Source organism: Opitutia bacterium (assembly GCA_016217545.1).
Taxonomy (GTDB): domain Bacteria; phylum Verrucomicrobiota; class Verrucomicrobiia; order Opitutales; family Opitutaceae; genus Didemnitutus.
In genome coordinates, this window is sequence record JACRHT010000002.1 from 558978 (window position 1) to 580647 (window position 21670).

Below are 21670 nucleotides of genomic sequence, written 5' to 3' on the forward strand. Positions count from 1 at the left end.
GACCGACCACCTGACGATGCGGCCGTTCTACTCGTTCTTCCACTATTGGGTGGCGCAGTGGCACTCGATGTGGTTCCGCGGCGAGGTCGCCGGCACGCACCACATTCCCGCGACCGGCCCGTTCCTCATCGCCGGCAACCACGCCAGCCTGCTCGATCCGCCGTTCGTCGGCTGCCAGGTGCCGCGCCAGATGCGCCCCTTCGCGCGCAAGACACTCTGGAGCGGCAAGGTGTTCAGCTGGTGGCTCGACCAAGTGGAATGCATCCCCGTCGATCGCGACAGCGGCGACGTCGGTGCCATTCGCAAGGTCCTCCAAGCGCTGCACGACAACCGCGGCATCATTCTTTTTCCGGAAGGCACGCGCTCGCCCGATGGCCAATTGCAAAAGCCCAAGGCCGGCGTCGGCCTGATGGCGTGCAAGACCGGCGCGCCCGTCGTGCCCGCGCGCATCTACGGCTCGTTCGAAGCGTTTGGCCGCGGCGCATCCGTGCCGCGCTTCGGCACGCGCGTCGATGTTGTGTTCGGCCCGCCGATCACCGCCGCGGAATACGACGATCCGTCCGCCGGCAAGGAGCGCTACCAACTCGCCTCCGAGCGCATCTTCGCCCGCATCGCCGCCCTGCCGCGCCCGCACTACGCGGTGATTTGAAGTAGCGCAGGCTTCCAGCCTGCTCCGAAAGAGGCTGGGCGCCGATCTTCTCACCTGCCGAGCGACAGCGTAATAGGCAGCGAGCTTGCTCGCGCCTCGAGCGATTGGCGCGAGCAAGCTCGCGGCCTACCTATCCGCGCACCACGCACTCGCGCGTGATCTCGCCCACGCTCCGACACCCCGCGAGGCCCATCGTCAGGTCGAACTCCGCGAGGACATTCGCGAGCACTTCGCGCACGCCGTCCTCGCCCGCGAGCGCTAGTCCATAGACGTAGGGCCGCCCGAGACACACCGCACGCGCCCCGAGCGCCAGCGCCTTGAACACGTCCGCGCCGCCGCGCACGCCGCTGTCGAAGAGCACGGGGATTTTCCCGCCCACCGCTTCCACGACGCCGGGCAACGCGTCGAGCGACGCGATCTCGCCGTCGATCTGTCGCCCGCCGTGATTCGAAACGATAATCCCGTCTGCACCGTGCGCGACCGCGAGCCGCGCGTCGTCGGCGTGCAGGATGCCTTTGAGCACGATCGGGAGTTTCGTGTGTTGCCGGAGAAACTTCAGGTCGTCCCACGTGATATTTGACCGCGAGTAAGTCGCCACAAACCGCGCCACGGCCGCGCGCGGGTCGGACGACGCGAGATTCTTCAACAAGCCGCCCGGAAAATTCGCCTTCTGCGCCAGCGCCGTGGCGATGGTCTGCAACGACAAGGTAGGGCGAACCGTCCCCGGTGAGCCGTCGCCCGAACGCGGCTCGTCGGGACGACTCGCCCTACCCGCCTCGCGCACCTCGCGCATGAACACGGGATCGCTCGTGTATTGCGCGATGCCCTTGCCTTCGAGAAACGGCAGGTAGGCGAGATCGAGATCGCGCGGCCGCCAGCCGAGCATCGTCGTGTCGAGCGTCAGCACGATGACGTCGCAACCGCAGGCCTCGGCGCGGCGCACGAAGCTGGCGACGACGTCGTTCGACTTGCTCCAATAGAGCTGAAACCACCGCGGCGCCGCGCCCATCGCCGCCGCGCAACGCTCCATCGGCACAGAAGCTTGGTTGGAGAAAATGTGCGGCACGCCCCAATGAGCCGCCGCGCGTGCCACGGCGAGATCGGCGTCGCCGTGCGCCATCTCCGCCACGCCGATGGGCGCGAGCAGGAGCGGCGTCGGGAGCTTGCGGCCGAACAGCTCGACGGAGAGGTCGCGCGTCTCGCAATCGCGCAGCCGTCGCGGGACGATCTGCCAGCGGTCGAGCGCCGCGCGGTTGTTGGCCATCGTGCCCTCGCGCCCCGCGCCGCCCGCGACGTAGGCGAACGCCTCCGGCGCGATCACGCCCTGCGCCGCCTTCTCCAACTCCACCTGCGCCACCGGCACGCGCGGCCGCCGTCCGCCAACACCGGCGACGTAAACTTCACGCTGCCGCTGCCGTCCGATGTCCGATGAGTCTGAATTCATTTAACCACGGATTTCACGGATGACACGGATGAGAACCAGGTAGGAAGGCGCTAAGCGTGATCCGTGAGATCCGTGCAATCCGTGGTCAAAACTCTGCCCGATTGATCAAGAGAGCTGGAGCGCCAGTCCCGCCTGCGCCTCGCGGTATTCCGCGATGGCCTCGCGGATGTTGGCGAGAGCCTCGTCGCGTGTCGCGCCCTGCGAGCAACAGCCAGGCAACTGGTCGCACCAAACGGCCCAGCCCTCGTCCGACTCGATGAGAGTCACGGCGTATTTCATGCGCGGAACCTAGCTTCAGCGGATGCTGCGTCAAGTCGACCAACACCATCTACTTTCTCTGCGGTCGCCTTCGCGCTTCTCCGGGAATGGTTAAATCTGGGCGAACCGGAAACGACGAGTCCTCAAAGGATAGCCATCTCGGTGCCATAGGCAGCAAGTGCACCGCAGAGGCAAACTCCGTTGGCAAATAGACGCTCGTGCCGAGGCATTGATCCGGATTTTTCCTACGCCATTCGGCAAAGTTCTTCGCTAACTTGAAGTCGATATGGAGAAGGCATGTCAGCCCGTGGCGGACAGCCGTAAGGACGTGATAGGCATCAAGGCTGTTTGCTTGGCCGAATATCGACAGCAGCGACAAGAACAGCGGATCCTCACACGCCTGCACCCTCTCAAGTTGTTTCCTTTGCGCGTCGGCCAGATCCACAATGCGTCCATCGACACTTCTTATGTCCAAGCCCGAGAGCAGATTCAAATCAAAGGAAGAATAGCCGGAGAATCGACCAGCGGGCTGCCGAAACTGCTCCGCCAGCAACTCTGCAGACGTGAGTAACTGGACATAGCCTAGTCGAGCGAGGTGTGCGATTCCTGGCAGGAAACGTATCTGCTCGAAACTCTTGGCGTTGCAGTCAAGGCCATGAACTGGAATGCGGGCCGCAAATCCCGTCTCGATAGGATGCGTTCCCCAGTTCGTCTTTCCGGTCGAGACCCACGCGGTCTCATGAGTTACCGCATGAAAGTGAATCGTAGTGTCTAGCAATACGCGAATCGGCTTACGCCTACTCAGGCGAAAACGTGCCGGGGCCGTAGTGATGAATCGAAGAAGACGACCGAAGCGCTGAAGTATCACCCTGCGTCGCGGAGAAGGCGGTCGATCATGCATCGCAGGAACAAACTTGGCCCGCACGGAGCGTGCGGAGATGCACAAATCACCGCAGCCCGCAATTCTTCCGCGCGCGGGCTAGCGTCTGCTCGGCGACGGCGCGGGCGCGGGCGGCGCCTTCGCGGAGGACTTGCTCCACATAGTCGGGCGCGGCGGCGAGTTCGGCGCGGCGGGCGCGGTAGGGCGCGAAGTGATTCCAGTAGTGCTCGAAGAGCGCCTTCTTCAGGTCGCCGTAACCGAGTCCGCCGGCGCGGAGCCGGTTCTCGAAGTCGAGCGTGACGTCCTTGGGCGCGAAGTAGCGGAGGAGTTGGATGGCGAGGTTCTTGTCGGCGTCGGGCTTGGGCTCCTGCGGCGTGCGGGAGTCCATGACGATGCCCATGATTTTTTTCCGCAGCGCCTTCTCGTCGCCGAAGATCTCGATCGTGTTGCCGTAGCTCTTGGACATTTTCTGGCCGTCGAGGCCGGGGATGACGGCGACTTCCTCGGCGATGCGCTCCTCGGGGACGACGAAGGTCTCGCCGTAGGTGAGGTTGAACTTGATCGCCATGTCGCGCGTCATCTCGAGGTGCTGCTTCTGGTCCTTGCCGACGGGGACGACGTGGGTGTCGAAGAGGAGGATGTCGGCGGCCATGAGCACCGGGTAGGCGAAGAGGCCGAAGTTGGGCGCGATGCCCTTGGCGAGCTTGTCCTTGTAGCTGTGGGCGCGCTCGAGCAAGGCCATGGGCGTGAGTGAGCCGAGCATCCAGGTGAGTTCGCAGACCTCGGGAATGTCGCTCTGGCGCCAGAAGACGGACTTGGCGGGGTCGAGGCCGCAGGCGAGCCAGTCGAGGGCGATGCCGTGGCTGTAGGCGCGGCGCTCGGCGGGGTCGGTGATGACCGTCATCGAGTGGTAGTCGGCGATGAAATAGAACGCGTCGCCGCCGGCCTGCAGCTCGATGGCCGGGCGCATGGCGCCGAAGTAATTGCCGATGTGCAGGGTGCCGGAGGGCGTGATGCCGGTTAAAACGCGAGGCATGGCTGAAAAGGAAAGGTCTGGATCGTTCTCGTTCTCTTAATCGTTCTCGTTCTCTCGGAGATTCCCGAAAGGACCCAACAGAGAGAACGAGAAAGAGAACGAGAACGAGAAAGATTTCTGTCTCGTGCGGGCCGGCCGGGCGAGGCCACTCAATCGCGGCGCGGGATCTGCGTCAGCGACGTCCGGGCGTGGGCGATGGTCGCCGCCGGCAGGTAGCCGCTGAACGGCACGCAAGGCATCACCAGCGCGCGCTTGCCCAGCACCGAACCGGGATTCAGGACGGCGTTGCAACCGACCTCGGCCGCGTCGCCGAGCACCGCGCCGAACTTGCGCAGGCCAGTGCCGACGGGGCCGGACGGCAGGCGCACGGTCACCTCGGCTTGGTCGAGGCGAAGATTGGAGCAGATGACGCCGGCGCCGAGGTGGGCCTTGTTGCCGAGGATGGTATCGCCGACGTAGTTGTAGTGCGGCGCCTGGACGCCATCGAGCAGGAGGCAGTTCTTGAACTCGCTGGCGTTGCCCATGACGCAGCCCTCGCCGGCGATGACGTTGCCCCGGATGAAGGCACCCGGGCGGATCTCCGTCCGCGGCCCGATCCACGCCGGGCCGATAATCGTGGCGTAGGGCGGAAGCTTTACCGAGCGATCGAGCCATACCCGGCCTTCGAGGTGGACTCCCGCCGGGACGTGTTGCCCGAGGTGCCCGAACTCCACGGAACCGAGCGCGGCGCCGATTTGCTTCAGCCACTCCCACGGCGGCACATCGGCCGGGAAGAACGGGGCGAAACGCGCCAACGACGGCGGCAGGGCGAAGAACTCGGAGGCGTTCACGCTTCGAGGGATAAGGAAAAAACCGCTGGAAACCAGCGGTTTTTGAAAGTGCCGTCGCCTTTCCCGTCCGGAAAAAAGAAGAGGCCGCCGGGGTTGATTCCGGCGGCCTTTTCAAAATGGAGCGGGCGAAGAGACTCGAACTCTCGACGTCCACCTTGGCAAGGTGGTGCTCTACCAACTGAGCTACACCCGCGAGAGAGAGGCCGAACAAAGGGAGCGCGCGCGGCGTCGTCAACGAGAATTTTCTCGGAAGCGATTTCTCCTCCGGCATCCCGCGAAAATCCCTCTCGCCGGTGCCGCATTTCGCGTCAAATTCCCAAAATCCTTGGCACGGTTCCGGCATCCATGAAGCGACACTTGATCAGCCAACAGCACATCGCCCAGACCGTATCCGGCGTCAGCGCCGAGGAGATTGCCGCGCACTTCAATCTCCTCCCCGAGCGCTATTTCGCCCAGACGGACGAGGCCGACGTCGCCCTGCACATCGGCATGGTCAATCGCCTGCTCCACAACATCTCCGCCGCCGACTCCCTCGGCTCGCTGCGGCCCGTGATCGAGTGGCGCGACCTGCCCGAGCGCGGCTGTAGCGTGGCCCACGTCGTCACGTGGGACCGGGCGGGCCTTTTCTACAAGCTCGCCGGCGCCCTCAGCGTCGCGGGCCTGAACATTCTTTCCGCGCGCATCACGACGCGCACCGACCACATCGCGATCGACAGCTTCGTCGTCACCGACGCCGCGCACGGCACCGTGCAGGACGAGGTCGCCCGCGAAGTGTTCACCCGGACCGTCGAGTCCGCCCTCGTCGGCAACAAGGACCTCGCGCCCGCCATCCGCGCCCAAGCAGCCAAATTCGCCTCGCCCGCCTCGTCGCTCGATGCGCCGGTCGTCGAGGTCTACCTCGAGATCGCCACGCCGCGCGTCATCGTCGAGGTGCACGCCGCCGACCGCTTCGGTCTTCTTTATCGCGTCGGCCACGTCATCGCCGACCAAGGCTTCAGCCTCACCGCCGCGCGCGTGCACACCGAGCGCGGGCTCGCGATCGACGCCTTCCACTTGGAGCCCTCCGACACGCGCCCCGTCGACGCCGTGCGCCTGCGAATCCTCCGCGACGCCCTCGTCGCCGCAGCGGGTGCGGCATTGGGCTGAGAAAACCGGATTGCGGATCGCGCAAACCGGATAGACTGGCCGCGCATGACGCGCGAACAGTTCAAAGCCCGCACGAAAGCCTTTGCGCTGCGGGCCGTATCCGTGGCCGAATCGCTGCCGAGTGACCCCATTTCGCAAGTCTTCGTCCGCCAGCTCGTCCGCTGCTCCACGTCGGTCGCGGCCAATTACCGCGTGGCCGTCCGGGGCAAATCACGAGCCGACTTCATCGCCAAGATGGCGATCGTCGAGGAAGAGTGCGACGAAACCCTCTTCTGGCTCGAAATGCTCGTCGACACAAAGCGTCTGCCCGCAGCTCGCATCGCCAACCTACAGCGAGAGGGCGATAAAATCCTCTCGATTGTCGTAGCTTCGATCAAAACCGCTCGACGTGGACGCTAACCCTAACCTTTCCGACTCTCCGGTCTCCGGTATCCACGATTCCGCGGCCGACCTCGCAGTCCTCTATCGCATCGCCGCGCTGGCGTCCGAGGACGAATCCGTCGCCGCCGCCGAAAACGCGCTCCTGAGCGAACTCATGCGGGCCTTCCCCGCCGACAGCGGTTCGCTCTGCCTGCTCAATCCGCACACGGGCTACCTCGAGATTTCCAAGCACCACGGCCTGCCGACCGACACCGGCAATTTCGCCCTCAAGCTCGGCCAAGGCGTCACCGGCTGGGCCACGCTGCACAAGGAGCCGCTGCTCATCCCCGACGTCGTCGGCGACCCCCGTTACATCGCCGCCCGCGCCACCGTTCGCTGCGAAATGGCCGCACCGCTCATCTATCAGGAGCAAGCGATCGGTTGCCTGAATCTCGATTCGGATCACCCGCACGCGTTCACGGAGCAGGACCTCGCCCGCCTCGCCCGTTTCGCCGCCCAAGCCGGACGCACGCTCCACCGCATCTGGCAGCTCGACCGCCTCCAGCGCGAGTCCGCCCAGCTCGAGACGCTCGTCGAACTCGGCCACTCGCTCGTCGCCCGCCTCGAGGAAAGCGACCTCCTCACGACCCTCACCCGCTCCGGCCGCAGCCTCTTCGACGCCCGCCTCTGCACGCTGCACGCCTGCGATCCGTCGCAACGCATGTTCGAGCTCCAGGCGTGGAGCAGCGAAATGTCGTTCTCCGACTCCACGCTCCGGCGCGAGCCGTTCGGCGCCGAGCACTCGCTCATCGCCACCGCGCTGCGCGTCGGCAAGGTCGTCGAATTCCAGGAACTCACCGGCACCGCCGGGCACGGCGCGGTCGACCTGCCGGCCGATCCGGAGCTTTGCTCGATGCTCGCCGCCCCGCTTCTCGTCGACGGCGCGCCGACGGGCGTCCTCGCGATCTACACGAACCGCCCGCACCGTTTCTCCGACGCGCAGAAGCGCCTGCTCGCCGCGCTGGCCAGCTTCGCGTCCGTCGCTCTGCACAACGCCCGCCTCTACGCCCGCGTCTTTCAATCCGAGGAATCGCTCCGCAAGGCCCAGACGCTCACCACGCTCGGCCTCCTCGCCGCCGAGATCGCGCACGAGATCCGAAATCCCCTCACGGTCATCAAACTCCTCCACGGCGCACTCGGCACGGACTTCGCCCCCGACGACCCGCGCCGCCGCGACCTACAGGTCATCACCGAGAAGATCGAGCAACTCGAAGGCATCGTCGCCCGCGTGCTCTCGTTCGCGCGGACGCCCGGCGTTATCCACTCGCGCTGGCAACTCGCCGGCATCATCGAAGACACGTTGCTCCTCTTGCGCGCGAAGCTCGGCCAATCGGGCGTTCAGTTGCGCTATGCGCCCCCGCCGCGTCCCTTCCAAGTCGAGGCGAACAAGGGCCAGCTCCAGCAGGTTTTCCTCAACCTCGCGCTCAACGCCGTGCAAGCCATGCCGCACGGCGGCACGCTGGGGGTGAACTTCACCGAGGCCGCCGGAGCGGTCGGACAGGTCGTGCACATCGATTTCACCGACAACGGCACCGGCATCCCGGAAGCGATCCGCACGCGCATCTTCGAGTCGTTCCTTTCCGGGCGCGCCGACGGCACGGGCCTCGGCCTCGGCATCGCGCAACGCATCGTGAAGGACCACCACGGCGAACTCTCCCTCGTCAGCACCGGCAGCCAAGGCACCACGATGCGCGTCACTCTGCCGCTGCGCTCCTGATTTCTCCGCCCCCACCCTATGCCCTTCGTCCGCCTCGCCGCGCTGCCCGCCAAGGAGATTTTCAACGGCACCATTCGCGGCCACTACGCGCATCTCGAGCGCAGCACGTTCGGCGAGGTGCACCTGGCGCCGCACACGGTCGTGCCCGTGCACCAGCACCCGCACGAGCAATTCACCTACGTGATCGAGGGACGTTTCGAGTTCACCGTCGGCAAAGAAACAACCGTCCTCGAACCGGGCATGGTGGCGATCATCCCGGCCAACGTCCCGCACGGCGGCAAGACGCTGACCGCCGTCCGCGTCATCGACGTGTTCGCCCCCACGCGCGAGGACTACCGCGTTTGAGCAACGGCACCGACAACCCCGCGCGCCGCTCGCGCTTCGCCGCCGCCGCGGTGATGCTCGCTTGGCTCGTCGCGTGCGTCGCGGTCCTCGTCGTCTTTCGCGGGACGCCGCCGCGCTTCCGCGTCTACTTCGCGATCTTCACGCTGCTCGGGTTGATCTGGGCCATCGGAGCGCTGAAGGCGCGTTTAGCGAAGTAACTCCGTCCGCCATCCCGGTAGCCCGCGACCTCCGGGCGCGGGACTGGGTTTCCGCATCCCCCGCCCCGTCCTCGGAGAGAGGCAGGGCCACCTGCCCAGCCGCAGCCGCAGGCGGCGCACCTTCCGCCCCCCAAACAAAATCGGCCGGTGCGTGGGCCGGCCGTTTTCGGGTTTGCTTGGGGTAGCTAACGCAATGGCGGGGTGGTGCCACTATTCCTCGAGCTCTACATTCCAATACGCGAGGTCGAGGAAATCCTTCCACTTTTCGTGGCCGTGGTTGCCGAGCACGAGCGAGATCACCGGACGCCACTTCGGGCGGACCGGCTTGCGCATCAGGCGCATGTGAGCCTCGTGCGGGAGGCGATTGGCCTTTTTCGTGTTACACTTGATGCACGAGCACACGATGTTCTCCCACGTCGTCTTGCCGCCGTAGTGGCGCGGGATCACGTGATCGAGGTTCAGTTGCTCGCGGTCGAACACGCTCCCACAATACTGGCAGCGATCGCCGTCGCGCTCGAAGACGTTGTTGCGCGTCAGCTTCAGCTCCTTGCAGGGCAGCTTGTCGAAAAACGTCAGCAGGATCACGCGCGGCAAACGGATCGAGCGGTTGATCGTGTGCACCGTCTCGAGCGCATCGATCGGCGGGTTGTAGGTCGAGAAGTCGACCCAATCCATCAACGAGAAGGTCTTGAACGCGTCGTCGGTCTGGTGGACGACCTGCGCATGCCCGCGAGCCAGGAGCGCGAAGGCCCGGCGCGCGCCGATGATGTTCACCGCCTGCCAAAGGCGGTTGAGCACCAACACCGGCTGATCGAGCGCGGTAAGCATGACGCCAATTGGGTTACGGGTGTGAATAACCTCTGTCAAGCGGCACGTCCGGCGAATCCGCTCAACGCGTGAGCGCCGCGATCTCCGCCGCGAAAACCGGATGACTGGCCACGAGTTCCGCCCGCGCGCCGAGCACAAAACCCGCGTCCACATATTCGGGAGCCACGACGCATGACACCAGCCCCCAACGCCCGCCGGCCTTCAAGCGCGCCCCCTGCCACGCCCCCGCCGGCACCATCTCCTGCAACGTCTGCCCCGCCGCCACCTCGCCCCCGAGAATCGCCCTCCGCCCGGCGTCGCCGCCCTCGGCGAGCACCAGCAGCTCGATCGGATCGCCCGCGTGGAAACACCACGTCTCGACGGCATCGACCCGATGCAGCGCCGAAAAGCCCTCCGGCGTGACGAGGAAATAGATTGCGGAACACGCGCGACGCCCGCCGTCGGCCGCACGCAGTTCCGACTCCGCCACGCGCCGAAACCACCCTCCCTCGCCGGGCAGTGGCGCCAAGCGCAAGAGGCGAATGACGTCGTCCGCCGAGTGCGTTTCGGGCGAAAGCGGACGCGATTTCACGACGGCAAACGCCCCGACGCTCAGCTCTCCGGCACTACGACGGCCGGATGCAGCGGGACATCCTTCAACCGGATGCCCTCGAGCTTTTTCACGACCGTGTCCGCCACCTCGGCCGCGACATCGACGTGCGAATGGGCCTCATGGATGTCGATCGCGCCGACCACAGCGGCCGGCAGGCGCGTGACGCCCGCAATCTTGCCGACGATGTCCGCCGGCGTGATCTCGTGCTGCGCGCCCACGTTGAGCGAAACAACCGTGTAGCCCGGCTCGCGTCCCGTGCGCGGCTTGCGCTCGTAACCGCGCTTCTTGGGTTTCTCCACCGGTCGCGCGCCGCCTTCCGGCTCGGCCGAGCGGGGCGAGGCTGGCGCAACGGGTTTGGCGGCGGGAGCCTTGGGCGCTTCCGGTTCGACGCGCGCCACCTTCTCGGCTTTCGCCGCGGCCACCCACGCGGGCGGCGGCTTCACAGCGGTCGTCGCGGCAGCGGGTTTCGACGGCGCAGGCTCATCCGCCCCACCCGCCTCGACCGCTCCGCCTTTCAGCAAATGAATCAGCGCCGACGCGATGTCGGTGCTCGCGTAACCCTGCTCCAGCAGCGCATCCACGATGCGATCGTGCGAACCAAACTGCTTCGCATCGAGCACACGACGGATCTTTTCGACGAAGGCCTCTTCGCGCGCCTCCTCCACTTCGTCGAGCGACGGGATGCGGCCGCGCGCGATCTTCAATCGCGCATAGTGCGCCATGCTCTGCAGCTTGTAGATCTCGCGTCCGCACACGAACGTCATCGCCACGCCCGTCTTACCGGCGCGGCCCGTGCGGCCGATGCGGTGCGTGTAGTCCTCGGCATCGTTCGGGAGATCGTAGTTGAACACTACCTCGAGGTCGTCGACATCGAGGCCGCGCGCCGCGACGTCGGTCGCGATGAGGAACTCGAACCCGCGCCGGCGGAACTTCTCCATCACGCGGTCGCGCTGCATCTGGCTGAGATCGCCATGCAACCGATCCACCGCGTAGCCGCGGGAGTGCAGCTGTTCGTCGAGTTCGTCCACCATCACCTTGGTGCTGCAAAAAATGATGCCGTAGCGGAAATCGTGCAGATCGATCAGCCGCGTGAGCGCCTCGCCCTTGGAACGGCGGTCGACTTCGTAGAAAACCTGCTCCACCTGCGGCGCGTTCGCCGCGTGCGCCTCGATCCGCACCCACGCGGGGTCGCGGCTGTAGCGCTTGATCATGTCCTGGATCAACCGCGGCATCGTCGCCGAGAAGAACAACAGCTGCCGCGTCTCCGGCACCGCGCTCAGAATGTGCTCGATGTCGTCGCGGAAACCCATGTCGAGCATGCGATCCGCCTCGTCGAGCACCACGACGCGCAAGCCGTCCAGCTTCAGCGAGCCGCGTTGCATGTGATCCATCACGCGCCCCGGCGTGCCGATCACGATCTGCGCTCCCGCCGCGAGCCCGCGGTATTGGCGCTCGTAGCTCTGTCCGCCGTAGATCGGCAGCTCGAGCAGCCCCTTCTTGAACGCGCCGAGCTTGCCTACCTCCTCCGCCACCTGCACCGCCAGCTCGCGCGTCGGACAAAGCACCAGCGCCTGCACCCCGCGCTTGGAGGCGTCGACTTTTTCGATGGCCGGAATGGCGAACGCCGCCGTCTTGCCGGAACCGGTCGCCGATTGGCCAACGACGTCGCGGCCCGTAAGCGCGTGGGGAATAACCGCGGTTTGAATCGGCGACGCCTCCTCAAAGCCCATCTTGTCGACGGCTTTCAAAATTTCCGGCGAGAGGCCGAGTTCGCTGAACGGGCGTTTTTCCATGCCCGCAGCGTGCCCGCAAGCCGCGCGAAAGCACAGCGCAAACATCGTGCGCCTTCCACGCGCCCACCGCCTCGCGGACAAAGTTGCTCATTAAGAACTTTGTCTCCCCGCACGCCACCTCCACCCGCCGGCCCAAACGGGATGTTCCTAATACGCAACTTTGCCGCCGCTCACCTGCTGCCGGCGGAAGGGCGTTGTTGCTCAATAGGAACATTGGCGGAGCCGCTCACCCCAACGCTGCTTCGGCCTTCCGCCGTCCCGCAAAATCTGCTGCGCTCCGCTCGTGCACCTTACCCACCTCGTTTGCACCGCCTGCAGCGCCACGCACGACGCGAGTCGCCCGCAAAACGTCAGCTCGTGCTGCGGCAAGCCCCTCTACCCCGCCTACGATCTCGCCGCCGCCGCGCGCACGCTGACGAAGGACGCGCTGCGCGGCCGCGTCAGCTCGATGTGGCGCTACCGCGAGGTCATGCCGGTGCGCACCGACGCCGACATCGTCACGCTGAACGAAGGCTTCACGCCGCTGCTACCCGCCCCGCGTCTCGCCGCCCGCGTCGGCGTCGGCCAACTCTGGATCAAGGACGAGTCGCAGAATCCCACGCAGAGCTTCAAGGCCCGCGGCATGTCGGCCGCCGTCTCGATGGCGAAGCAGTTCGGCCTGAAAAAACTCGCCGTGCCCTCCGCCGGCAACGCCGCCGGCGCGATGGCCGCCTACGCTGCGCGCGCCGGGATGGAGGCGCACATTTTCATGCCCGCCGACACGCCGAAAGCCAACGTCATCGAGTGCCGCGAACTCGGCGCGCACGTCACGCTCATCAACGGCCTCATCACTGATTGCGGCGCCGAAGTCGCGAAGCGCAAGGCGGCCGAAGGCTGGTTCGATGTCTCGACGCTGAAGGAACCTTACCGCGTCGAGGGCAAGAAGACGCTCGGCTACGAACTCGCGGAGCAGCTCGACTGGCAGTTGCCCGACGTCGTGATTTATCCGACCGGCGGCGGCACCGGTCTCGTCGGCATGTGGAAGGCCTTCGACGAGATGGAGCGCATGGGCTGGATCGACACGAAACGCCCGCGGATGTTCAGCGCGCAGGCCACCGGGTGCCAGCCGATCGTCCGCGCCTTTCAGGCCGGAGAGAAATTCGCCGCCGAACATGTCGGCGCGCAAACGCGTGCGTCCGGCCTGCGCGTGCCAAAGGCGATCGGCGATTTCATCATGCTCGACATCCTGCGCGCGTCTGGCGGCGGGGCGGTCGCCGTGCCGGATGACGAGATGATCGCCTGCACGCGCGAAGTCGGTGCAACCGAAGGCCTCTTCGTCGCGCCGGAAGGCGCCGCGACCTACGCTGCGCTGAAACACCTGCTCGCGAGCGGCACGGTGAAACCCAGCGAGTCCGTCGTCCTCTTCAACACCGGCGCCGGCGTGAAATACCTCGAATGCTACGGCGGCTGAGGCTTCGCGCTCTGTGGGAGCGAGCTTGCTCGCGACTCAGCGCATTCGTAGCTCTGCAAGATGTCCACCGACCCGGCTAAAGGCTATCGAGCCCTCCGGGAGGGTCGCTTCTCGGCGAATGGCGAGACATATTTCCTGACCTTTTGCTCAACTGCGCGTGCGCCCGGGCTGCACCACACCGAACTCGCCCAGGAGATCGTCGAAGAGCTGAAACTCATGGAGCGCGACTGCATTTGGACGATGCGCTGTGCGACCATCATGCCCGATCACGTGCATTTGCTCGTTACGCTGGGAAACCGACTGCCGCTCGGCCGCTCCTTGGCGCGGCTAAAGGCCAGAACCGCGTCGAAGCTACGCCGATCAGGGTTAAGCTGGCAGCAAGGCTACTTTGACCACCGTCTTCGCCCGCGAGAAGAGCAACTCGGGTATTTCCATTATGTTTTCCTGAACCCATATCGCGCCGGACTGATTGCCACGGGAGACAAATGGCCGTGGTTCGTCTGCGGCAAAGAGGACGAGAGATGGTTCATGACCTTGCTGAACGAAGCCCTACCGGAGCCGGCATGGTTGTCCGGATTGCCATAGCGGCAGCTGTCGCGAGCAAGCTCGCTCCCACATCCAACCCCCGCTGCGACACCTTACTTCACTTCACCGCACCTGCAGCGTGCTGCCGTCGTATTCCAGGCCGAGCGAGGGAATGACGACCGCCTTGCGCGCGCCTTCCTTGCGCACACGGCCGGCGATCCAGGCATCGTAGCCGGACGCGCGCGCCGCGGCGACGACCGCATCGGCGGTTTCCGGCGCCACGTAAGCGGCGAAGCCGACACCTTGGTTGAAGGTCGCATACATCTCGCGGCGCGAGATCGGGCCGGCTTGCTCGAGAAACTTGAACAGCGCCAGGGGCTCGCGCGGCGTCGTGATCTCGTAGACGAACGACTCGTCGAGCCGCATGAGCTTGCGCCAGCCGTGGCCGGTCACGTGCGCGACGTAGTTGAGCTTCAGTCCGCGGCGCTGGCACTCGCGCACGAATGCCACGTAGATGACCGACGGCGCGAGCAGCGCCTCGCCATAGGTGCGCGCGTCGCCATGGCCGATCGGCGTCTGGTAACCTTGCGGGAGCTTCGACGCGATGAGCCGGCAGAGCGACAGGCCATTCGTCTGCACGCCCGAACTGGCGAGGAAGACAATGGCGTCGCCGTCGCGCACGTCGCCGGTGATGCGGAGCGATTTCGGCGCGATTTTGCCGATGGCGGAGCCGGCAAGAACGATGGCGTCTTCCTCCACGATGCCGCGCAACGTCGGCGTCTCGCCGCCGCCCCACACGGCGCTGGATTGACGGCAGCCGTCCGCCCAACCGTCGACGAGCGCCTGCATGCGCGCGGCATCGGAGAACCACGCGGACTCGCCCACGGCGGCGTGCATCGCGACGGAGATCGGCAGCGCGCCGCAAGTGACGAGGTCGTTCACGATCGTGGCGACGGTATCGATGGCGATCTCGCGGTAGAAATTCTTCCCGGTCTGCGCGTAGACGGCGTCGGCGACGAGGTTCTTGGTGCCGAGTCCTTCCTCGACGTGCGCGAGATAGTGGTCGGCGGCCTCGATCAGGTAGGCGCTCTCGCCGCGCGTGCTCGCGGGCTCGGCGTAGCCGTGCGCGGTGAGAGCGTCCGCAGTCGTCTTGGCGGCGCGCTGGCAGGCGCGCTTGAACGCGTCGAGCTGGTCGTAATTAACGCCGGAAGATTCGTAGCTCAGGGACATGAGAGGGGCACCACGAAACACACAAAATACACGAAAGAGGAAATCCGGTTTTGGTGTGTTTCGTGTTTTTCGTGGTGGTTCTTAGTAAGCCCGGCCTTCGGCTTTTTCGAAGTAGTTCACGTAGGCCTGATTCGCGACGCGGTAGCCGCCGGGCGTCGGATACTTGCCGGTGAAATACCAGTCGCCGGTGTGGTTTGGCAGCGCGCGGTGCAGGCTCTCGATCGACTGGAAGATGATCTCGACCTCGCCCTTCCATTCGGTGCCCTTCGGCGTGACGAGTTCGGTGATCTTCTTCGAGACCTCCTCGGCGGTGAACGGCTCGTAGATCTTGCGCACGTGATTGACCGGCTCGGCGGTCGGCGAGTCGACCTCGGCGCGGCACAGGCGGTAGACTTCCTCGATCAGCGACTGCTGCCCGCGCTCCTTGAGCAACGCGATGGCCGCCTCGAACGCGATGAATTTGCCGATCTCCGACATGTCGATGCCGTAGCAATCCGGGTAACGAATCTGCGGCGCGGTCGACGCGATGATGACCTTCTTCGGATTGAGCCGGCCGAGGATGCGCAGGATCGAGCGGCGCAGCGTGGTGCCGCGCACGATCGAGTCGTCGATGCACACGAGATTGTCCTCGGGCGCGACGATGCCGTAGGTGACGTCGTAGACGTGCGACGCGAGGTTGTTGCGCCACTTTTCCTGGCCGATGAAGGTGCGGAGCTTCGCGTCCTTGGAGATGATCTTCTCGCCGCGCGGCCAGTTGCGGAGGATGAGGTCGTCCACCGCCGCCTCGTCGAGCGTGCCGGCCCGCGCGCGGGCGAGCAGGTCCTGCTTCACTTCGGCGCGGCGGCGGAAGCGCAGCTCGCTCATCAGGCCGAGATACGCGACTTCCGCGGTGTTCGGGATGAACGAGAAGATCGTGTGCTCGAGGTTGCGATCGATGGCATTGAGGATCGGGGTCGCGAGTTCGGCGCCGAGGGCCTTGCGCTCGCGGTAGATGTCGGCGTCGTTGCCGCGGGAAAAATAGATGCGCTCGAACGTGCATTGCGCGCGCGGCAGCGCGGGCTTCACGCGCTCGACGTGCACCGTGCCGCGCTTTTTCACCACGACGGCGGTGCCGGGCTCGAGTTCGCGCACCTCGCTCGGCTTGCGGTGGAAGACGGTGCAAAGCGGCGCGCGTTCCGAGGCGAACGCCACCACCTCGTCGTCCTCGAACCAGTGGCACGGGCGGATGCCGGAGGGATCGCGCGTGACGAAGGCGTCGACGTTGCCGAGCGCGCCGATGAGCGTGTAGCCGCCGTCCCATTGCGCGGAAACTTCACGGAGCACGGTCGCGGGGTCCATGTCCTCGCTGATGCGCCGCGAGATTTCCGTGCCGGCCAGGCCGCGGGCCTTGAACGCCCGATAGAGGTCCTCGTGATGCTCGTCGAGGCCATGGCCGAGCATTTCGAGCAGCGCCTGCGTGTCCGTGGCGAAGATCGGGTGCTGGCCAGTCGCGGTCAGGGCGGCGTTGAGCGCCGCCGTGTTGGTCATGTTGAAATTGCCCGCAAGGACCAGATTGCGCGTCGGCCACGAACTGCGGCGGAAATACGGGTGGCACGCGCTGAGGTTGTAGCCGCCGGAGGTGCCGTAGCGCAGGTGCCCGAGGTAAAGTTCGCCGCAGAAATCGAAATTCTTCTTCGCCGTCTCAGGAAACTCCGGGTGCACCGTGCCCTCGCCCACGAGCTGGTTGTAGCGCGCGACCATCGGCTGGAAGATCTTGTCCAGCGGGTTCGACTCGACGTTGCGCTCGCGGAACATGTAGGGCTCGCCCGGCGGCACATCGAACTTCACGCAGGCCACGCCCGCGCCGTCCTGCCCGCGATTGTGCTGCTTCTCCATGAGGAGAAACAGCTGGTAGAGGCCCCAAAGCGGCGTGCCGTATTTCTCCTGATAGTAGGAGAGCGGCTGTTTGAGCCGGAGGAGGGCGATGCCACATTCGTGGGAGAGGAATTCGCTCATCGGGTGGGAAAGCGTAGAGTTGGCGCGACCGCGAATTGGTCAACGGCTTTCTCGGATTCGCGCGTCAAACGCGCCGATCAACCGACTTTCACTCGGGCAATCGCACTTCGACGCCCGTGCGGCGCAGCCACCGGCACAGTTTGACGCGACAAACTGTGCTGTGCCGGTTCCGCCGCTTGACGCCGCCCGCGAGCCGGCGAACCTGCCTAGACTCATGCTGACGCTCCGCGGTTCGCCCGCCCTCTCGAATTTCCGCCTCCAGAAGCTGCTGCAAGACCTCACCGCCGCCGGCCTGCCGGTGCGCGCGATCAGCACGGAGTTCGTGCACGTCGTCGAAACGAACGCCGACCTCACTGCCGCCGAGCGCGACGTCCTCGAAAAAATTCTCACCTACGGCCCGAGCCGCGCCGCCGAGAGCGTCAGTGGCCTCACGCTCGTCGTCGCCCCGCGCCCGGGCACGCTCTCGCCGTGGTCATCCAAGGCGACCGACATCGCGCACATCTGCGGCCTGACCAAGATCGCCCGCATCGAACGCGTCACGTCGTTCACGTTCGACCTCGGCGAGGCCTCTGGCTCTCAGCTCTCAGCTCTCAGCTCTCAGCTCGCCGCGCGCATCCACGACCGCATGACGCAGGTCGTCTTCCCCGACCTCGCGTCGTGCGCGGTGCTCTTCCGCCACGAATCGCCGCGCCCGCTCACGAGCGTCCCCGTGCTCGCGCAAGGCCGCGCCGCTCTCGTCGCCGCGAACAAATCCCTCGGCCTCGCGCTCGCCGACGACGAGATCGACTACCTCGTCGCCGCCTTCACCAAGCTCGGCCGCGACCCACACGACGTGGAGCTCATGATGTTTGCCCAGGCGAACTCCGAGCACTGCCGCCACAAAATCTTCAACGCCTCTTGGGAAATCGACGGACAGCCGCGCGACCGCTCGCTGTTCCAAATGATCAAGAACACCTATCAGCTGCACAGCGACGGCATCCTCTCCGCCTACAAGGACAACGCCGCCGTGCTCGTCGGCTCGAAGGGCGGTCGCTTTTACGTCGACCCGCAGACCGGCGAATACGCCGCGCACGCCGAGGACATCCACGTGCTCTGCAAGGTCGAAACGCACAACCACCCGACCGCCATCTCGCCCTTCCCCGGCGCCGCCACCGGCTCCGGCGGCGAAATCCGCGACGAAGGCGCCACCGGCCGCGGCGCGAAACCCAAAGCCGGCCTCGTCGGGTTCACCGTCTCGAACCTGCGCCTCCCCGGCGCCGTGCAACCGTGGGAAAAAGATTTCGGCAAACCCGGCCGCATCGTCTCCGCGCTCGATATCATGATCGAAGGCCCGCTCGGCGGCGCCGCGTTCAACAACGAATTCGGCCGCCCCGCGATCAACGGCTATTTCCGGACATTCGAGGCCGAAGTCCCCGCCGCCACTGTAGCCGGGGTCGCTGACCCCGGCACCGGCCTCAGCGAGGCCGGCAACAAAAAGGCCGGAGCCGCGACCGAGCTCCGGGGCTACCACAAACCCATCATGCTGGCGGGAGGCCTCGGCAACATCCGCGCCGACCACGTGAAGAAGGGCCTCATCAACCCCGGCGACAAACTCGTCGTGCTCGGCGGACCCGCCATGCTCATCGGCCTCGGCGGCGGCGCCGCGAGTTCGATGGCCACCGGCGCCGGCGCGGAGGATCTCGATTTCGCCTCGGTCCAACGCGACAACGCCGAGATGGAGCGCCGTTGCCAGGAAGTCATCGACCGCTGCTGGGCACTCGGCGACGCCAACCCGATCTCGTTCATCCACGACGTCGGCGCCGGCGGCCTCTCGAACGCGCTCCCCGAACTCGTCAACGACGGCGGCCGCGGCGGCCGCTTCAATCTCCGCAAAGTTCCCAACGACGAGCCGGGCATGAGCCCGCTCGAGCTCTGGTGCAACGAATCGCAGGAGCGCTACGTCCTCGCCGTGCCCGCCGACCGCATCGACACCTTCGCCGCCCTCTGCGAGCGCGAGCGCTGCCCCTTCGCCGTCGTCGGCGAAGCCACCGAAGAGAAGCGCCTCGTAGTCGAAGACCCGCACTTCAAAAACCAGCCGATCGATCTCCCGCTCGACGTCCTGCTCGGCAAGCCGCCGCGCATGCACCGCCAGACCACCAGCGCGCAGCGGTCCCTTCGCCCCTTGTCACTGGGCGACTTGACCCTTGCGGACGCGATCCGCCGCGTGCTCTCCCACCCGACCGTCGCGGACAAGACCTTCCTCATTTCCATCGGCGACCGCTCCGTCGGCGGCCTCATCGCGCGCGACCAGTTCGTCGGCCCGTGGCAGGTTCCGGTGGCCGACTGCGGCGTCACCGTCGCCGCCTTCGACGTCACCACCGGCGAGGCAATGGCCATGGGCGAACGCACGCCCGTCGCGATCAACAACGCCGCCGCCTCAGCCCGCCTCGCCGTCGGCGAAGCGCTCACCAACCTCGCCGCGGCCCAAGTCGGCGCGCTGGGCAAGGTCAACCTCTCCGCCAACTGGATGGCCGCGCCCGCCGTCGGCAGTGATGGCGCCGACCTCTACGCCGCCGTGCACGCCGTCGGCATGGAACTCTGTCCCGCGCTCGGCATCACGATCCCCGTCGGCAAGGATTCGATGAGCATGAGCACCGTCTGGAAAGACGGCGCCGCCGAGAAGCGCATGACCGCGCCCGTCTCGCTCATCGTCTCCGCCTTCGCCGCCGTCGAAGACGTCCGCCTCACGCTCACGCCGCAGCTGAAATGCCCTGTAGCCGGGGTCGCCGACCCCGGCCCCGGCCTCAACGAGGCCGGCTACAACTCTCAGCCGTCAACTCTCAACTCTCAACTGCAGCAAGACAGCGTCTTGCTGCTGGTCGACCTCGGCCGCGGCCAAAATCGCCTCGGCGGCTCGATCCTCGCGCAAGTCCTCAACCAGACCGACGCCGAAGCTCCCGACGTCGACCGCGCCGACGACCTGAAGAATTTCTGGAACGTCATCCAGCAACTCGGGCGCGAGCAGAAACTCCTCGCCTACCACGACCGCTCCGACGGCGGCCTGCTCGTCACCGCGATCGAGATGGCCTTCGCCGGCCACACCGGCATCGACCTCGATCTGCCCGCCGCCGCGATCAAGCTCAGCGGCAGCGCGCCCAGCGTCTTCGGCCAGCTCTTCGCCGAGGAACTCGGCGCCGTGCTCCAAGTCCGCCAGTCCGACCTCGATCACGTCGTCCTCGCGCTGCGCTCGCACGGCTTCAAAGCCTGCACGTCCGTCATCGGCAAACTCAACGCCGCGCACCGCGTCGTCATCCGCCAAGCCGGCCGCGTCCTCTACGACGAAGACCTTTTCGCCCTCCGCGCCCTCTGGTCCGATGTCACGCGCCGCATCCAGACGCTCCGCGACAACCCCGCGTGCGCTGAACAGGAATTCCAGCTCAAGCTCAACCGCGCCAACCCGGGCATCACCCCGAAGCTCACGTTCAGCCCCAAACCTTTTAACACAGAGAGCACAGAGGACACAGAGAAGTCTGGTCCCTCTGTGTCCTCTGCGACCTCTGTGTTGAAAACAAAAAGCCGCCCGAAAGTCGCGATCCTCCGCGAGCAAGGCGTGAACGGCGAAGTCGAGATGGCCGCCGCGTTCACGCGCGCGGGCTTCACCGCCGTGGACGTGCACATGACCGACATCCTCAGCGGCCGCGTGTCGCTGCGCGATTTTCGCGGCCTCGCGGCCTGCGGCGGCTTCAGCTACGGCGACGTCCTCGGCGCCGGCGAAGGCTGGGCCAAGAGCATCCTCTTCCACGAGCGCGCCCGCACCGAGTTCGCCGCCTTTTTCGCCCGCGAGGACGCCTTCGCCCTCGGCGTGTGCAACGGCTGCCAGATGATGAGCAATCTCCACTCGCTCATCCCCGGCGCCAGCCACTGGCCGCGTTTCGTGCAGAACAAGTCCGAACGCTTCGAGGCGCGCTACGTCTCGCTCAAGATCGAGCCGAGCCCGAGCATCCTTTTCCGCGGTATGGAGGGATCGGTGCTTCCCGTAGTCGTGTCGCACGGCGAAGGCTTCACCGAATTCAAGAGCGCCGAGGCCGCGCGCGCGTGCAGCGAGTCCGGCCTCGTCGCCGGGCGCTACGTCGACAACTTCCACGCGCCGACGGAATCCTACCCGCTCAACCCGAACGGCTCACCCTTCGGCATGACCGCGCTCACGACCACCACCGGACGCGTGACGATCATGATGCCGCACCCCGAGCGCACAACGCGCACCCTGAACCACAGCTGGGCGCCCGCCGGCTGGGGCGAGGAAAGTCCGTGGATGCAGCTGTTCCACAACGCGAGATCGTGGGTCGACTGAATCGC

At 66.0% G+C, this 21670-nt stretch carries 19 protein-coding genes and 1 tRNA gene; 9 read left to right on the top strand and 11 right to left on the bottom strand.

What is annotated here, in order from left to right:
• Nucleotides 1-16: 16 nt before the first annotated feature.
• The gene (locus tag HZA32_02460) at nt 17-649 is read left to right on the top strand and encodes a 1-acyl-sn-glycerol-3-phosphate acyltransferase (GenBank protein ID MBI5422921.1); all 633 of its coding nucleotides are present in this window, start codon (nt 17-19) and stop codon (nt 647-649) included.
• 130 nt (nt 650-779) lie between these two features.
• Here the strand turns inward: HZA32_02460 and HZA32_02465 are convergent, their stop codons facing one another.
• The 6 genes from HZA32_02465 to HZA32_02490 form a co-directional block, all read right to left on the bottom strand.
• Nucleotides 780-2093: an alpha-hydroxy-acid oxidizing protein gene (locus tag HZA32_02465; protein ID MBI5422922.1), complete on the bottom strand. Its 1314-nt coding sequence runs from the start codon at nt 2091-2093 to the stop codon at nt 780-782.
• Between the two features lie 105 nt (nt 2094-2198).
• Nucleotides 2199-2372: a type II toxin-antitoxin system HicB family antitoxin gene (locus HZA32_02470; protein MBI5422923.1), complete on the bottom strand. Its 174-nt coding sequence runs from the start codon at nt 2370-2372 to the stop codon at nt 2199-2201.
• Between the two features lie 49 nt (nt 2373-2421).
• Nucleotides 2422-3252, bottom strand: a complete 831-nt coding sequence (locus tag HZA32_02475; GenBank protein MBI5422924.1) for a hypothetical protein — start codon at nt 3250-3252, stop codon at nt 2422-2424.
• A gap of 46 nt (nt 3253-3298) precedes the next feature.
• A complete protein-coding gene (gene trpS / locus HZA32_02480) occupies nt 3299-4267 on the bottom strand; it encodes a tryptophan--tRNA ligase (GenBank protein ID MBI5422925.1) in 969 nt (322 codons plus the stop codon).
• Between the two features lie 149 nt (nt 4268-4416).
• On the bottom strand, nt 4417-5097 hold the full coding sequence (locus tag HZA32_02485; protein MBI5422926.1) for a UDP-N-acetylglucosamine diphosphorylase: 681 nt from the start codon (nt 5095-5097) through the stop codon (nt 4417-4419).
• 117 nt (nt 5098-5214) lie between these two features.
• Nucleotides 5215-5290, bottom strand: a tRNA-Gly gene (locus tag HZA32_02490).
• Between the two features lie 152 nt (nt 5291-5442).
• On the opposite strand from HZA32_02490, the gene HZA32_02495 reads away from it, so the two are divergent.
• The 5 genes from HZA32_02495 to HZA32_02515 are packed head-to-tail and all read left to right on the top strand — an operon-like array spanning nt 5443 to nt 8922.
• Nucleotides 5443-6243 (top strand): hypothetical protein, encoded by an 801-nt coding sequence (locus HZA32_02495; protein MBI5422927.1) that lies wholly within the window; start codon nt 5443-5445, stop codon nt 6241-6243.
• 45 nt (nt 6244-6288) lie between these two features.
• The gene (locus tag HZA32_02500; protein MBI5422928.1) at nt 6289-6642 is read left to right on the top strand and encodes a four helix bundle protein; all 354 of its coding nucleotides are present in this window, start codon (nt 6289-6291) and stop codon (nt 6640-6642) included.
• Nucleotides 6632-8380, top strand: a complete 1749-nt coding sequence (locus HZA32_02505; GenBank protein MBI5422929.1) for a GAF domain-containing protein — start codon at nt 6632-6634, stop codon at nt 8378-8380. Before HZA32_02500 ends, HZA32_02505 begins: the two co-directional genes overlap by 11 nt.
• A gap of 18 nt (nt 8381-8398) precedes the next feature.
• The gene (locus HZA32_02510; protein ID MBI5422930.1) at nt 8399-8725 is read left to right on the top strand and encodes a cupin domain-containing protein; all 327 of its coding nucleotides are present in this window, start codon (nt 8399-8401) and stop codon (nt 8723-8725) included.
• Nucleotides 8722-8922: a hypothetical protein gene (locus tag HZA32_02515; GenBank protein MBI5422931.1), complete on the top strand. Its 201-nt coding sequence runs from the start codon at nt 8722-8724 to the stop codon at nt 8920-8922. The genes HZA32_02510 and HZA32_02515 overlap by 4 nt, the downstream gene beginning before the upstream one ends.
• Before the next feature lie 210 nt (nt 8923-9132).
• On the opposite strand, the gene HZA32_02520 is transcribed toward HZA32_02515, so the two are convergent.
• From HZA32_02520 to HZA32_02530, 3 genes are all read right to left on the bottom strand, one after another.
• Complete coding sequence (locus tag HZA32_02520) at nt 9133-9750, bottom strand: HNH endonuclease (protein ID MBI5422932.1); 618 nt, start codon at nt 9748-9750, stop codon at nt 9133-9135.
• A gap of 61 nt (nt 9751-9811) precedes the next feature.
• A complete protein-coding gene (locus tag HZA32_02525) occupies nt 9812-10321 on the bottom strand; it encodes a cupin domain-containing protein (protein ID MBI5422933.1) in 510 nt (169 codons plus the stop codon).
• 20 nt (nt 10322-10341) lie between these two features.
• A complete protein-coding gene (locus tag HZA32_02530; protein ID MBI5422934.1) occupies nt 10342-12135 on the bottom strand; it encodes a DEAD/DEAH box helicase in 1794 nt (597 codons plus the stop codon).
• A gap of 283 nt (nt 12136-12418) precedes the next feature.
• Here HZA32_02530 and HZA32_02535 point away from each other — a divergent pair, with 283 nt between their 5' ends.
• Together HZA32_02535 and HZA32_02540 are read left to right on the top strand one after the other, a co-directional pair.
• On the top strand, nt 12419-13585 hold the full coding sequence (locus HZA32_02535; protein MBI5422935.1) for a threonine synthase: 1167 nt from the start codon (nt 12419-12421) through the stop codon (nt 13583-13585).
• Nucleotides 13586-13645: 60 nt separating this feature from the next.
• On the top strand, nt 13646-14170 hold the full coding sequence (locus tag HZA32_02540; GenBank protein ID MBI5422936.1) for a transposase: 525 nt from the start codon (nt 13646-13648) through the stop codon (nt 14168-14170).
• 63 nt (nt 14171-14233) lie between these two features.
• Here HZA32_02540 and HZA32_02545 read toward each other — a convergent pair whose 3' ends face one another.
• Entirely contained in the window at nt 14234-15340 is a 1107-nt protein-coding gene (locus tag HZA32_02545; GenBank protein ID MBI5422937.1) for a phosphoribosylformylglycinamidine cyclo-ligase, read from the bottom strand.
• 81 nt (nt 15341-15421) lie between these two features.
• Nucleotides 15422-17335: an amidophosphoribosyltransferase gene (locus HZA32_02550; protein MBI5422938.1), complete on the bottom strand. Its 1914-nt coding sequence runs from the start codon at nt 17333-17335 to the stop codon at nt 15422-15424.
• A 214-nt stretch (nt 17336-17549) separates the two neighbouring features.
• Between HZA32_02550 and purL the strand changes: the two genes are divergently transcribed.
• Complete coding sequence (purL, locus tag HZA32_02555; GenBank protein ID MBI5422939.1) at nt 17550-21665, top strand: phosphoribosylformylglycinamidine synthase; 4116 nt, start codon at nt 17550-17552, stop codon at nt 21663-21665.
• The last annotated feature ends 5 nt before the right edge of the window (nt 21666-21670 follow it).

Coding starts and splice junctions, on each gene's coding strand:
- HZA32_02460 (MBI5422921.1), top strand. CDS start 17: ATGCGGCCGTTCTACTCGTTCTTCCACTATTGGGTGGCGCAGTGGCAC.
- HZA32_02465 (MBI5422922.1), bottom strand. CDS start 2,093: ATGAATTCAGACTCATCGGACATCGGACGGCAGCGGCAGCGTGAAGTT.
- HZA32_02470 (MBI5422923.1), bottom strand. CDS start 2,372: ATGAAATACGCCGTGACTCTCATCGAGTCGGACGAGGGCTGGGCCGTT.
- HZA32_02475 (MBI5422924.1), bottom strand. CDS start 3,252: ATGCATGATCGACCGCCTTCTCCGCGACGCAGGGTGATACTTCAGCGC.
- trpS (MBI5422925.1), bottom strand. CDS start 4,267: ATGCCTCGCGTTTTAACCGGCATCACGCCCTCCGGCACCCTGCACATC.
- HZA32_02495 (MBI5422927.1), top strand. CDS start 5,443: ATGAAGCGACACTTGATCAGCCAACAGCACATCGCCCAGACCGTATCC.
- HZA32_02500 (MBI5422928.1), top strand. CDS start 6,289: ATGACGCGCGAACAGTTCAAAGCCCGCACGAAAGCCTTTGCGCTGCGG.
- HZA32_02510 (MBI5422930.1), top strand. CDS start 8,399: ATGCCCTTCGTCCGCCTCGCCGCGCTGCCCGCCAAGGAGATTTTCAAC.
- HZA32_02520 (MBI5422932.1), bottom strand. CDS start 9,750: ATGCTTACCGCGCTCGATCAGCCGGTGTTGGTGCTCAACCGCCTTTGG.
- HZA32_02530 (MBI5422934.1), bottom strand. CDS start 12,135: ATGGAAAAACGCCCGTTCAGCGAACTCGGCCTCTCGCCGGAAATTTTG.
- HZA32_02540 (MBI5422936.1), top strand. CDS start 13,646: ATGTCCACCGACCCGGCTAAAGGCTATCGAGCCCTCCGGGAGGGTCGC.
- HZA32_02545 (MBI5422937.1), bottom strand. CDS start 15,340: ATGTCCCTGAGCTACGAATCTTCCGGCGTTAATTACGACCAGCTCGAC.
- HZA32_02550 (MBI5422938.1), bottom strand. CDS start 17,335: ATGAGCGAATTCCTCTCCCACGAATGTGGCATCGCCCTCCTCCGGCTC.
- purL (MBI5422939.1), top strand. CDS start 17,550: ATGCTGACGCTCCGCGGTTCGCCCGCCCTCTCGAATTTCCGCCTCCAG.